General features: G+C 48.1%; 11 protein-coding genes and 1 pseudogene. 3 read left to right on the top strand and 9 right to left on the bottom strand.

Going from position 1 to position 11,305, the window contains the following annotated elements; genetic code table 11:
* The 9 genes and pseudogenes from RIC07_RS27365 to patD all read right to left on the bottom strand — a co-directional run.
* A pseudogene (locus RIC07_RS27365) lies at positions 1-224 on the bottom strand (hypothetical protein); the annotation flags it as partial.
* A gap of 121 nt (positions 225-345) precedes the next feature.
* Entirely contained in the window at positions 346-1,140 is a 795-nt protein-coding gene (gene trpA / locus RIC07_RS27360) for a tryptophan synthase subunit alpha (RefSeq protein WP_446397276.1), read from the bottom strand.
* Positions 1,141-1,183: 43 nt separating this feature from the next.
* Positions 1,184-1,486, bottom strand: coding sequence for a DUF3007 family protein (locus RIC07_RS27355; RefSeq protein WP_446397275.1), 303 nt, complete (start codon positions 1,484-1,486; stop codon positions 1,184-1,186).
* 6 nt (positions 1,487-1,492) lie between these two features.
* Positions 1,493-1,705 carry an NAD(P)H-quinone oxidoreductase subunit L gene (gene ndhL, locus RIC07_RS27350; RefSeq protein WP_006103418.1) on the bottom strand — a complete coding sequence of 71 codons (213 nt, stop codon included), beginning with the start codon at positions 1,703-1,705 and terminating at the stop codon, positions 1,493-1,495.
* Positions 1,706-2,436: 731 nt separating this feature from the next.
* A complete protein-coding gene (locus RIC07_RS27345) occupies positions 2,437-3,381 on the bottom strand; it encodes an Hpt domain-containing protein (protein ID WP_446397274.1) in 945 nt (314 codons plus the stop codon).
* A gap of 486 nt (positions 3,382-3,867) precedes the next feature.
* Positions 3,868-5,406: a C-3',4' desaturase CrtD gene (crtD, locus tag RIC07_RS27340; protein ID WP_446397273.1), complete on the bottom strand. Its 1,539-nt coding sequence runs from the start codon at positions 5,404-5,406 to the stop codon at positions 3,868-3,870.
* Positions 5,390-5,611, bottom strand: coding sequence for an RRXRR domain-containing protein (locus RIC07_RS27335; protein WP_446397272.1), 222 nt, complete (start codon positions 5,609-5,611; stop codon positions 5,390-5,392). Before RIC07_RS27335 ends, crtD begins: the two co-directional genes overlap by 17 nt.
* A 398-nt stretch (positions 5,612-6,009) precedes the next feature.
* Positions 6,010-6,594: a zf-TFIIB domain-containing protein gene (locus RIC07_RS27330; protein ID WP_446397271.1), complete on the bottom strand. Its 585-nt coding sequence runs from the start codon at positions 6,592-6,594 to the stop codon at positions 6,010-6,012.
* 295 nt (positions 6,595-6,889) lie between these two features.
* Entirely contained in the window at positions 6,890-7,249 is a 360-nt protein-coding gene (gene patD / locus RIC07_RS27325; protein WP_446376097.1) for a heterocyst frequency control protein PatD, read from the bottom strand.
* Positions 7,250-7,759: 510 nt separating this feature from the next.
* Here patD and RIC07_RS27320 point away from each other — a divergent pair.
* The 3 genes from RIC07_RS27320 to RIC07_RS27310 all read left to right on the top strand — a co-directional run.
* Complete coding sequence (locus RIC07_RS27320; protein ID WP_446397270.1) at positions 7,760-10,015, top strand: RelA/SpoT family protein; 2,256 nt, start codon at positions 7,760-7,762, stop codon at positions 10,013-10,015.
* A gap of 32 nt (positions 10,016-10,047) precedes the next feature.
* Positions 10,048-10,809 carry a Vgb family protein gene (locus RIC07_RS27315; protein ID WP_446397269.1) on the top strand — a complete coding sequence of 254 codons (762 nt, stop codon included), beginning with the start codon at positions 10,048-10,050 and terminating at the stop codon, positions 10,807-10,809.
* A gap of 64 nt (positions 10,810-10,873) precedes the next feature.
* Positions 10,874-11,305: IS607 family transposase (locus RIC07_RS27310; RefSeq protein WP_446397277.1), on the top strand; the 432-nt coding region annotated here is incomplete at its 3' end.

Below are 11,305 nucleotides of genomic sequence, written 5' to 3'. Positions count from 1 at the left end.
AATAAGGGTTGTAAAAAATGAAACTCGTCTGGCAATCCAGGTTCCTCCGGGTTGTCACTCGGTAAATCATACATCGTGGGTAAGGTTTGCCGAGGTGAAAGGGGGGGGTCAGTTTGAGTGGGAAGGTTAACCATCAGTAGGGGTTGCTGAATAAGTTTTGTGGTGGGGAAAGGCAATAGGGAATAGACAATAGGCAATAGTAAGGGTTGGAGAATCCTTAACATTCTTAGTACAGCGTACAGAATTTATGTCTAGGTACTTCGTAATTGATCACTGTTCGATTACAAATGACCAAGGACAAATGACAAATGACGATCACCACCTTTAAGTTTAGATTGTGTCCACCTACTTAATCGCTGACTTGAGGGATTGACAAAACTCCTCAATCGCTTTTAATCCTTCAGTCGGGGTTCCTTCGGCTAAACGCTTCACGAAAGCACTCCCCACAATTACTGCATCTGCACCCCACTGTTTCACCTGTCGCGCTTGTTCGGGTTGGGAGATACCGAAACCGACTCCGATGGGTTTGTCTGTTACTGCCCGCATTTCCTCGAGTAAATCGGGGACACTGGATGCAACTTGGCTTCTTATCCCGGTGACGCCTGTAACACTAACCAGGTAAATGAAGCCCTGGGATTTTTTTGCGATCGCGTCAATTCTAGCTTTCCGACTGGTGGGTGCAACTAACAAAACCACTTCGATGCCAATCTCAGTCGCAGGCTGAATCAGCGATTCGGCTTCCTCTAAGGGTAAATCCGGCACCACTAACCCGGCGATTCCAGCAGCAGCAATTTGTTTTAAAAAGACTTCAATTCCCCGATTGAGAATTGGGTTGTAATAGGTAAATAGAATAATCGGTGCGCTTAGATCGGGGGTTACTTCCTGCGCGATCGCGAGGACATCATCCAATCTTACCCCCCGTTTCAATGCTCGTGTCGCCGCCGCTTGAATCGTGGGACCATCAGCCAAGGGATCGGAATACGGCACACCTAGCTCTATTATATCCGCCCCTGATTTGTCAAGGACTCGCAAAGCTTGAGCCGTGGTGACTAAATCCGGGTCACCTGCTGTGATAAAGGGAATAAAGGCGCATTCAGAGCGTTGGCGTAGAGTCTCGAAGCACTGGGAAATTTTGGTCATTGGTCATTGGTCATTGGTCATTGGTCATTGGTCATTGGCTGATTTATTCAGACTCTTGTTCCAATTCAGCTTGTAACTGAGCAAGTTCTTCTGGGGTCATCTCTTCGAGGCGCTTTTGCAAGACAGCATCCTCGTACTCTTTCAGTTGCTGGTTATAGGTCATCTTATGAGATCCCACTCGGAACAGATACGTGAGTACCCAGCCGAGTAAACCGCCGACTAAGAGGGCTTGGCTCCAAATCCCGGCTTTTACCTCGTCCAAACCAGCAACCTGTAAGAGGAAATACATAATACCACCAGCCGCAAACACGCCGATGGCAATTCCGATCGCATCAATTCGTCGCATTTGTGATTAAGCTTGGATCTGACGCTTTTTGGGACGGAAGTTCAGGAAGGGACTAAACAGGATTAATCCAGGGAAGAAGAAGAAGACGAGGAAGTACATAAAGCTACGCTCAAAGGAGCTAGCGACATACCAGCGCTGTTTGAGGTAAAAGTATGTGACCAAGGGAACGACAACCAGGTAGAGTCCACCTAAAGCGAGATAGAGTAGTGCAACAATCATAGTGTGATGGTCTTATAGCGGTAACGGGTCTCTAAAATACAGGCGATCGCATAATCAAGAGGTGAATGGTTCCCGGTCAGGCTACCCTAAACCTCCTTGATCGCCCCTACTATCTTACCTTGTCCCGGTTCCTCAAATTTTCTAGTTGCCAATCTGCCCCATTTAATGTTCAAATAGACAAATGCGGAGGTTTTGATGTAAACTTCAATACCGAAGCACAACCCGAAAGGGGGGCGTGGCGGAATGGTAGACGCTACGGACTTAAGTAAATTGAGCCTTGATGGAGAAATCTGTCAAGTGGATGCTCTCAAATTCAGGGAAACCTACGTCTGAAAACAGATAAGGCAATCCTGAGCCAAGCCGATAAAAGAGTGCTGAGTTATGGGTTAAACCAAACTAACTCAAAACCAGGCTAACTGGAGCGAAGCGACAGGTCAAAACCATGTCCTAGAGCGAAGCGAAGGATCGGAAGGTGCAGAGACTCGACGGGAGCTACCCTAACGTGAAGCCGAGGGTAAAGGGAGAGTCCAATTCTCAGATGCTAGTGAAGGCAGTAGCGAAAGCTACAGTGAGAATGAAAATCCGTTGACCGTAAAAGGTCGTGAGGGTTCAAGTCCCTCTGCCCCCATCTTAAGCCAATAATTTATCATGCTGAACGGAGCGATTCGCGGATTGAAGAATTTTGTCCGAGGTTTCGCTTCCGTTCCGTCTGGTTCCAGATTTGATATCACCTACGAAGAAGTGCGAGTGGCTTGAACCAGTAATTTGGTCAGTTGAGTGAGTTGTCGTTTATCAAAGGCTTTGACGATCGCTTTAGCTGCCGCTTTTGGTTCCACGGTAATCGTAATCTGCTTACCACCGCCTTTACTGGGGGTAGCTTTTGCCAACTTTTGTAACGCTGGACTTGCCTTGACAGCACTCTCGTTTCCTTGCTGGACTTGATCGCTAGCTTGTTTGAGTTCTTTAATAATCACAGGTGCGAGAGAGTGGAACGAATTTTGCGAATTCGCGATCGCATCAGAAGCATTTTTCACCAAGACTTGCCACGGTTCAACCGTTTGGGCAAGTTTCGCTAGCTTATGACAATTCTCTTGCAGCTTTTGACGATTGGCGGGTGTGTCTGATTGTTTGAACAATTGCAACATTTGCTTGAGAATACCTGTCACCTGAGCAGAAAAGTTATCAGGTGCTTGACCCGTCGCTTTCGCTCCACCCTTTGCTGATTTTGCCGGAGCTGCGGTTGCTGGTTCACCACCACTAATTAACCGTTCCAGGTACGTCTGCAATTCCTTGAACGTCGGTTCGGCGGCTTGCACCATTTTATCGGCTTCATCATCCCGCAGACCAAAGGGTCCTTGAAGTTGTTCGATCAGGTCTTTGAGAGTGTCGTAGCCTTGTAAGAATAAACTCTCGACATGGCGATCAAGCTTAACGGGATGTTCTTTGAGAATCTTCAAACAATCCTCTAAGCGGTGGGCAACTTTTTGTAGACTGCTAAAGCCTAGCATTGCCGCCCCCCCTTTGACCGAATGAGCCGCACGGAACATCTCATTGACCATCTCTGGGTCTTGGGCACTTTCCTGCACATTCAATAACCCTTGTTCGAGGGTATCAAGGTGTTCTTTCGCCTCTTCGATGAAATAACCTAAGATTCGTTGCTGATTCCCCCCATCCACGGCAGTTTTCCCTAATCCAAACAACTATGTATACACACAACCTACAAAGGTTATGGTCTCTATTCTATTGCCAACAGGTTTAATCCCATTGCAGTCTACCAACAAAACTCTTTCTTTAGATTACCGGAAACCCGTCAAAGAATCTTCCTGGATTTAGGGATCAGGGTGCAGGGGAAGCAGGGGGAGCAGGGGGAGCAGGGGGAGCTGGGGGAGCGGGGGGAGCAGGGGGAGCAGGGGAAGCAGGGGAAGCAGGGGGAGCAGGGGAAGCAGGGGAAGCAGGGGAAGCAGGGGAAGCAGGGGAAGCAGGGGAAGATGGGGAAGATGGGGGAAGTTAACTCAAAACTCTACCTTACCTATTACCTATGACACACCGAGCGTGTTACCGAGCGTGTTACTGAGCGTGTTACTGAGCGAAGCCGAAGTAAGCCGAAGTAAGTCGAGGTAAGCCGAGGTGTTGCCTATTGCCCATTGCCTATTGCCCATTGCCTATTGCCTATTGCCCAGCGCGAAGCGCTGTATTTGCCGTACAGCCGTAAATGCTGAGTAGCTGACTCCAGCCGTCCCTTCACCAGGATGGGTAGAATCTCCCACCAACCATAGGTGATTAATGGGGGTGCGAGTAGCAAAGCCAAAGGGACCGAATGTCGGCACTCGCTGACCAATTCCGCCGACGATTCCTTGATGGCGTCCGGTGTAATAGGCAAAGGTGCGGGGTGTTGCTGTTTCTTGGTGGATAATGGTTGCTGGAGTTAAGTCAAAATACTGACCTAGCCGTGCGATCGCCTCTTGGGTATAATTTTGTTTTAACTGGTCATAATCCTCCTGAGACCCTTGCCACCACATCCGGGTATCGGTAAACGAGGAGGCAATTATCGTGGCTTTTCCCTCTGGGGCGCGACCATCACCAGGTTGACTAACCGAGACAAATAAAGAGTTATTTTCGCCAATCTCACCGTCGTAATCGTAGAGAAATTGCAGGTGAGGTGGACAACCCGCAGGAATGGACGTTTGGTCAACTCCTAGGTAAATGACAAAGGCACCCGATGCGAGTGGTAATTTATCGACGCGACGCTGATATCCCTTGGGCGCGTGGTTTCCCAGTAACTTGACCAGGTTTTGTGCGGTGACATTTGCCACCACTTCATCGGCTGGTTCTGTCCAAACCTGCCCCGTTTTCTGATTTCTTACCGTTACGCCTGTAACCTTGTCCCCGGAAACCTGAATCTGTTGCACAGTATGACGCATCAGCAGTTTACCACCCCATTTCTCCAAGGCGGCGACCAGGCGATCGCTCAATACCTGCATACTCCCCTTCAGGTGAAACAATCCTTGAGGTTCTTGGGAAACGCCGAGGGCTGTCGCCGCATACAATAAAGCGGTTTGATCGGCATCCACTTGGGAATACAGCTTCAGTTGTAAATCCAGAAATGTCCTCAAACGCTGATTGTCATAGAGTCGATAGCCGCGCAACGCATCTCCCACCGTCATAAACGTAAACGGTAGCGTAATCAGGGTATCTGGACGCACCGCTGAGATTAATTGCCACAAATCCCAGAGGCTTCGTGGGGGTAATACGGGATCACGGGATTGAAATCTCCAACTGGCATTGAATAGAGTCCTCATCAGTTGCCAGAAGGGTTCACTCCCCGGAAATTGCCGTTGCCGTTCTTTTGCCCATTTTTCTGGGTCACGCCAAACGTTAATCGGTTCAGTTTCGCCAGGGAGAAATACCGCACAAGCGGGGTCACAGGGAGTCGCGGTAGGTAAGTCAATTTCTAACTCCTCGAAAATTCGCTGATGAATGCCACCTAGTTCTAAACCTGCCACTTGGGTTGCACCCACATCAAAGGTAAAGCCGCGACGCTTGAACGTGGAGGCACATCCGCCAGGGACAAAGGCTTGGTCGAGGACTAACACTGAGTAACCTCGACGGGCAAGAAGTGCGCCAGCCGTTAGACCCCCAATTCCTGCACCAATGACAACGACGCGATGGGTTAGAAGCTGTTTGTTAATTTCTGGACACATCTAGACATTTCTTCCCGTTTGGGTACTTTTCACCCATAGCTGTAGCCATCCTTTCGATGAATTGGTTTTTCGACATATTCGAGTTTAATGGATAACGACGAAACACCGCCGCCTTGCCAGCTTCCATCAATTTCCTTGCCTGTGCTGGATGAATTGGATTCATCGGTGTTTTATTGGCATCAATCAAAAAAACATAGTTTGACATGATTTGTTGGGTCGGTTTGACCAGTCCAAAGTAAAGTAATGTTAGCTTCGACAATGCTTCTAAGGCTTGTTATGGAGTATCAGAGGGCTTCTCTTCGATGTCTCGCCTTTCGTTGATAGTTCCGACAGTGCCAAAAACTAGCGTTCATTCTTGGGTGTCATGACCAAAAAAGCGTAGCCAACCTTGCCAGATGGTAGGTTACTCTTTTTTACGGCTGAGTCTGCACGCTCACCCCACCTACCCAAAATGCTTAGTTTTGGGTAGTTGTTGGTAGACATTTACGAGCGGTTTGAGGAGTAGAAACGCTGGGCATGATTATTGCTCTACATTGCTTAATATATCTTAATATAATACGCTTCGTTTAAGGATAGCATCGATCATTGGACATCCCCTATAGTCTATTTCTGATTATGCTTTTGCCAGTTTCCGCCGACGCGCCGCATCAGGTAAGCTACACCAAAATCGCCATTTGGATGTGCCGCTAACCGTTCCCCCAACTCAATCACCTGCGCCCCTAACTCACTCCCTAATTTTTCAGCCGTGGCTTGGCGTTCTTTTTGCCAAAGTTGCTGTTCTCGCGCCTTAGTCTGCCATTCGTTGGTAAAGAGTTGCTCAACTATGGTATGGAGTCCCAACCTTTCGAGAATGTCCCACTCCCCGTAATCGCACCAAATCCCGCGACAGTGAGAACACCGTTCCACATAAAAGGGAGTCTTGAGATTAACTTTAGCGCGAGAGAGATAGCGCTGGCACTCTGGACATAATGCGGCTTTGGTATCGAAAGGGGACTTGACAAAATCCACATTTAGTGATTCGGGGGGAATGTCAGGCATTTTCTGATCAGACGGTTGACGTGCCTGCCATGCTTCATACTCTTTAGCAGGAATCCAAGTGCCTTTGCACTCTTGGCAATACTTCACGGCAAACTGATGCTCTAAATAGCCGTCTAAGAGCGTTACTTTTCTACATTTAGGACATTGCACCGATTTTCTTCCTCAAAGCACCTGTAACTTATTAAAACTCAAAACTCAGGCGTAGCCTGCTACGTCTCTACAGGGTTGGGGCGGGTTTAGTCACATCTGGGTAAGGCAAGAAACGATAGTAGTGAAACCCGCCCCTACAAACTCACGCGCTATACCCTGGAACCAAGTGAAGGGTCAACACTCAACACTCAACAAGGGCGGGTTTTAAACAAACGTTATTGTCAACAGCGCCAAGCAATTCCCTAAACCCGCCCCTACACACTCACCACTCCCTCGACAGGACTGGACTAGAGCGCTACAGTTGAAGCATAGCACTACAGTATTGAATCAGGGTGTTCAGGCGATCGCGGATGATAGCCACCCTAGACTGAACGGTTGCAGAATGTCGCGCCGTCCGCAACATTAACATATCAGTTTCTAGAAGTCGGATATGTCTATGGATTTCGGTTTGCCTAGACTGCCATACTGATACTTGTTCCTGATTAACCTCATCGGGATTGAGCGTGATAATTCGCCCTTGAAAGAGCTGTTTCACCGCCTGGAAACGCTCCTGGATCTCGGTTTTGTCTAACTCTTGACTCTGGGTGCAGGCGTACAGGTCGTCTAGGACGTGTTTAAAGTCCTGATAGGATTGCCGTTGGGAGGGGACTAACATTATCAGACAGGTTGGTCTAGAATAAATGTAAAGAATCTTGTATTTTTGTTTATAAATACAAGAATTTGCCACCAAGCTGAAGATCAGGGTTCAGTCTGAGAGTCAGCTGGCATTCTCATTGCCGAGTAACCAAGGTAGGGACTATCTGCCAAAACTGATTTCTCGGAAAACAGTTACTGTTTGCTGTCTTAGCGACCAGCTATTGACAACCATCCGCAAAAATTTCAGCGTGTTGGCTTCAACCCAGTCCTTTGGTTATTCAAGATTTTACTGGAAATCAAGTCCGTGACAGAAGTGACGTATTGCGTCTGTACGCGGTAACAAGGGTGGATATCTGGTAGTTCATGTTACTATTTCTCATCTAGGTCTGATTACTATACGGATAATCTAGGGAATTTTGACCCATTTCTGGAATTCACAAAAACTGATAACTATACCACTAAACAGAGATCTTACTGCCATTACCGTTTAACCATCCTTATTATTTATAGATCTGTCAGGGAAAGAATTATGAGTGCCACTGTCCTAACCACCACCTATAACCTAGACGTTCCCGACTGGTTGCAGGACTGTTTATCAACAGCCTCTGCCACCTCTGACCCATCAACGCCGGATGACGCGGCGTTAGTGGTGCGGGCGTTTGAATTTGCTTATCAACTGCATTCGGAACAATATCGAGCCTCTGGAGAACCTTATATCGCCCATCCCGTAGCCGTTGCTGGCTTATTAAGAGATTTAGGCGGCAACAGTACCATGATGGCGGCTGGCTTACTCCATGATGTGGTCGAAGATACGGATGTCACGCCGGACGAGATTGAATCAATTTTTGGTGCCGAGGTGCGCCATTTAGTTGAAGGCGTCACCAAACTCTCCAAATTTAACTTCTCCAGTAAAACCGAACGCCAAGCCGAAAACTTCCGCCGCATGTTCCTCGCCATGGCGAAGGATATCCGCGTGATTGTGGTCAAGTTAGCAGACCGCCTGCATAATATGCGGACATTAGAACATCTTAAGCCCCAAAAACAGCGGGCGATCGCCCAGGAAACCCGCGAGATTTTCGCCCCCTTAGCTAATCGCTTGGGGATTGGGCGGTTTAAGTGGGAGTTAGAAGATTTATCCTTTAAGTATCTTGAACCGAATGCTTATCGCAAAATACAGGAACTGGTTGCCGAACGGCGTCAAGACCGGGAGGAACGATTAACCCAGGTTTCGCAAATTCTGCGAGGGCGTCTCGATGAGATGGGCATTCGATGTGTGGACTTGAATAGTCGTCCTAAGCATCTGTATGGAATTTATCAAAAGATGCAGCGCCGTAATAAGGAATTTCACGAAATTTATGATTTAGCGGCGATGCGGATCATCGTGGAGACCAACGAAGGGTGCTATCGGGCATTAGCTGTCGTCCATGATGCCTTTCGACCGATCCCCGGTCGGTTTAAAGATTATATCGGCTTACCGAAACCTAATCGGTATCAGTCTCTACATACAGGCGTGATTGGCTTCCATGGGCGTCCCATTGAAGTGCAGATTCGTACCCTGGAAATGCATCGGATTGCCGAATATGGGATTGCCGCACATTGGAAATATAAAGAAACTGGGACGTCTGATCCGACCCAGATTGGCGCCGACGATGACAAGTTTACCTGGTTGCGGCAGTTGCTGGAATGGCAGAATGACCTGAAAGACGCCCATGAATATATCGAAAGTGTCAAAGATAATTTATTTGACGATGATGTCTACGTCTTTACCCCCGATGGAGATGTGATACCCCTGAGTCGGGATGCAACGCCGATAGATTTTGCCTATCGGATTCACACCGAGATTGGTAATCACTGTGCTGGCGTGAGAATTAATGGTCAGTGGCGAGTTCTGGATACACCGTTAAAGAATGGGGATATTGTAGAAATTATCACCCAGAAAAATAATCACCCCAGTTTAGACTGGTTGAACTTCGTAGTAACGCCCAGTGCCAGAAATCGGATTCGCCAATGGTACAAGCGATCGCACCGCGATGAAAATGTGGCGCGAGGTCGAGATTTGCTGGAGAAGGAACTGGGTAAAAATGGATTTGAATCCTTGCTCAAATCTGAACCGATGCAGTCTGTTGCCGAACGCTGTAATTATCAAAATGCGGAAGATTTACTGGCGGCGTTAGGGTATGGAGAAGTCACCCTGAATCTAGTGGTCAATCGGTTGCGCGATGCAGTAAAAGCCACACAACCCCTTGAAACCGAACCCGCAGAAATCGAAGATTTACTGCCATCGTTACCGACGGCGAAGGAAACAAGTGACCAATGGACGATTAAAGGCGAACCCATTGCGGGGGTCGAGGGATTGATGCATCGGATTGCTGGGTGTTGTAATCCGGTTCCCGGCGAACCTATTTTGGGTGTCGTCACCCGATTGCGGGGAATTTCGATTCATCGTCAAGGCTGTCCCAATGTGGAAAATATTGAGGGAGACCGATTAGTTCCGGTGAATTGGAATCCGACGGATCAAGAGAGTGGGCGTCCACAAACCTATCCGGTTAATATTCAAATTGAAGTGTTGGATCGGGTCGGGGTTTTAAAGGATATTCTTTCCCGCTTAAGTGATCATCATATCAATGTGCGGAAAGCTCAGGTGAAAACTCAAGACGGTAAACCTGCATTGATTGATTTGTGTATCGATATTCGGGATTACGGGCAGTTGCAGCAAAGTTTTGCTCAAATTAAAAAGATGAGCGATATCTTGAATCTGCGGCGAATCAGCGATATTAATGAGTAAACTCGTAGTCCTGTACATCGATTCTCCAGAAAATGCCCATGCAACTAGCCTCTCTACCCCTAAAGCTCGCCCTTGCTAGCACGGCGGCAGTAGGCGTCACCCTTTCCCTGGTCAATCAAGCGATCGCGGCTAGCCTCTTTGTGGGCAGCTTCAATACGAATTCAGTGCTTGAGTTTGATGCCCAAACGGGGGCTTTTATTGATACAGTTGTTGAGCCAGGAAGCGGCGGTTTACAGAGTCCAGTCGGTTTGACCTTTAGTCCAGAAGACAACAATCTCTACGTTGTCAGCCTCCTCACTGAGGATACACCACCTGGGCAAGTCCTTCAGTATGACGGGCGATCGGGCGCATTCATTCAGCCCTTCACCTCAACGGTTCCGCCCTTGATTTTTCCCCAAGATCTAGCGTTCGGATCGGATGGTAGTCTTTTTGTTGCCAACACAGGACTCGATACCATTGCCCAATATGACGGACAGACGGGAGCCTTTATCGGGAATCTGTTTCCAGCAGACAGTTCTACTTGCGATGCACCGTTTAGCATCACTGCCGATGAGGATGCAGTTCTCTACTTCAGTTGTACCTTTACGAACAACGTACAGCGTTACGATCTAACCACGGGTCAGGTGGCATTACTGGGTAGTGCAAGTTCTGAAAATGCTGCACCAGGGGGTCTGAGCTTGGGACCAGACGGGGCGCTTTATGTGGCTAATTTCGCTGCCAATACGATTGATCGATATGACCTGGAGACTGGAACTGTTGAAGTTTTTATCGATAAAGTGGAGAGGTTGATTTAATCTTTAATTAACCGGACATATCCGGGTATAGTGGTACAATGCAGAAAGAATTGAGGATACCACTATTGTCAAATACGTCACCCCAAGGGAAGCAGCCGAAATCCTTGGGGTCAATGAGCGGACACTCAGGCGCTGGCATGAACAAGGGAAAATCGAAGCAATCTGGACTCAAGGCAAGCAGCGCCGATACAACGTCGAAAGCTATACAGCTAGAGCTAAATCTGGCTTGGACACCCGAATCAACATCCTCTACGCCAGAGTCAGTTCTCGCGCTCAAAAGCCCGATCTCGACCGACAAGTCGAATATCTCGTCTCCAGATACCCAGACGGAGAAGTTGTCTCAGAAATTGGAGGAGGGCTTAACTTCAAACGCAAAAAGATGCTTGCCGTATTGGGACGAGTCATGTCAGGAGATGTCAAACGCCTTGTGGTTGCTCACAAAGACCGATTGGCGAGATTCGGATTTGACTTGTTTAGATGGCTCTGTGAACAAAAC

It is taken from the genome of Coleofasciculus sp. E1-EBD-02 (genome assembly GCF_040218245.1).
Classification (GTDB): Bacteria; Cyanobacteriota; Cyanobacteriia; order Cyanobacteriales; family Coleofasciculaceae; genus Coleofasciculus.
This window is presented reverse-complemented; position numbering and strand designations above follow the sequence as displayed.

What these genes read in the sequence shown, in the direction of transcription:
- trpA (WP_446397276.1), bottom strand. Translation starts at nt 1,140, where the DNA reads ATGACCAAAATTTCCCAGTGCTTCGAGACTCTACGCCAACGCTCTGAA.
- RIC07_RS27355 (WP_446397275.1), bottom strand. Translation starts at nt 1,486, where the DNA reads ATGCGACGAATTGATGCGATCGGAATTGCCATCGGCGTGTTTGCGGCT.
- ndhL (WP_006103418.1), bottom strand. Translation starts at nt 1,705, where the DNA reads ATGATTGTTGCACTACTCTATCTCGCTTTAGGTGGACTCTACCTGGTT.
- crtD (WP_446397273.1), bottom strand. Translation starts at nt 5,406, where the DNA reads ATGTGTCCAGAAATTAACAAACAGCTTCTAACCCATCGCGTCGTTGTC.
- RIC07_RS27335 (WP_446397272.1), bottom strand. Translation starts at nt 5,611, where the DNA reads ATGTCAAACTATGTTTTTTTGATTGATGCCAATAAAACACCGATGAAT.
- patD (WP_446376097.1), bottom strand. Translation starts at nt 7,249, where the DNA reads ATGTTAGTCCCCTCCCAACGGCAATCCTATCAGGACTTTAAACACGTC.
- RIC07_RS27320 (WP_446397270.1), top strand. Translation starts at nt 7,760, where the DNA reads ATGAGTGCCACTGTCCTAACCACCACCTATAACCTAGACGTTCCCGAC.
- RIC07_RS27315 (WP_446397269.1), top strand. Translation starts at nt 10,048, where the DNA reads ATGCCCATGCAACTAGCCTCTCTACCCCTAAAGCTCGCCCTTGCTAGC.